This is a genomic window from Arenibacter sp. S6351L, from assembly GCF_023016025.1.
GTDB lineage: Bacteria > Bacteroidota > Bacteroidia > Flavobacteriales > Flavobacteriaceae > Arenibacter > Arenibacter algicola_B.
The window spans coordinates 1-723 of the sequence record NZ_JALKBB010000096.1; the positions used below are offsets into that span (position 1 = coordinate 1).

General features: G+C 34.2%; 1 protein-coding gene. It reads left to right on the forward strand.

What is annotated here, in order from left to right:
* The first annotated feature begins 20 nt into the window (after nucleotides 1-20).
* Entirely contained in the window at nucleotides 21-617 is a 597-nt protein-coding gene (locus MWU82_RS24045; protein ID WP_247098291.1) for a hypothetical protein, read from the forward strand.
* The last annotated feature ends 106 nt before the right edge of the window (nucleotides 618-723 follow it).

Genomic DNA, 723 nt, shown 5'->3' on the forward strand with positions numbered 1-723 from the left:
CGTTGGCAATAATTTAATAGATGGACAGGAATTACTCATTGGCACTTTTAATCTTATCTTTTTTAGTGCTGATCGGTTGTGAAAAAAAATACTCAAAAAAGGATGCCCTAAATCAGTCTATGCTCTGTCTTGAAATCAAAAATGATTTAGGCAGTTTGAGTCAGGAAAGGAATCCATATTTCTTCGTGATGGCGGAAAACATTGATAGCGGAATAAAAGTAGCGGACTCAACTCTTAATATAATAAAGCGGATTACTGAAGAAATAAATGAAAAGAACATAGAGTATTATAAAATACTTCAGGAGTCAAAACCTAAACACAAAGATTCGAGATTTATTGACGCAACGTTGGACTTTATTAAGACAAATCAAGATCTGGAATTTAAAGCCGACACATTGATAAAAAGTCTATTGGATTCTGAAAGTGACAAGGAGGTCGAGAAAAAAATAGCGTATGAACTAAAAATAGCTACCAAAAACATGACCGAATTTCAGAAGAGATATAAAAATAGAGAGTCGGACTTTCATAATGATAATGGAATCAATCAAACCCAGGTTGATTCCATAGTGGAAATAATAAAAAGTAAAAAAACTATTGCCAACACGGTGTATAATTAATTGCGGTCGGAAATTCAACAAGTGAATTTCCTGCAATTAACTATCTTCGGTACAGGCGGACATTTTCCGTTGGAAAAGTCCGCAACTAATCATACACGAACCGTTG